1 protein-coding gene is annotated in these 384 nt (G+C 62.5%); it reads right to left on the reverse strand.

Annotated features, from left to right (window positions below; translation table 11 throughout):
- On the reverse strand, positions 1-384 hold a 384-nt coding region (locus M3234_RS29020; protein WP_262307954.1), incomplete at both ends, for a fimbria/pilus outer membrane usher protein.

Consider the following 384-nt stretch of genomic DNA (forward strand, 5'->3'; position numbering starts at 1 on the left):
CGGTGTAGCCTGTGCTCCCGTTGTCGCCGTTGCCGCCGCCGGCATAGCCGGTCTGCACGCTATAGCTGAGGTTGTTGTCTTCCAGCAGGGTGCCGTACAGGCCCGCCAGATTGGTCATGCGGCCATTGAGATCGTGCGACAGGCTGTAGCTGGCGCTGGCGTGCCGCCAGACCGAGCGGCTGTCGGAACGCAGCCAGTGGCTGAAGGGGATATTGATATTGATCGCCAGCATTTGATCGCGCCCCTGCTGCCAGGCGTTTTTTGTCAGGCTGTAGCTTAGCGACCAGTTGATATCGTCCACGGCGGCGTTGAGGCCGGCCTGCAGCTGCTCATCGGCATCGTCGGTGCCCCAGTAGGTCTGGTGGCTACCGCTGAGATAGAGGG

The sequence above is a fragment of the Neobacillus niacini genome (assembly GCF_023715785.1).
Taxonomy (GTDB): domain Bacteria; phylum Bacillota; class Bacilli; order Bacillales; family Cytobacillaceae; genus Neobacillus; species Neobacillus niacini_E.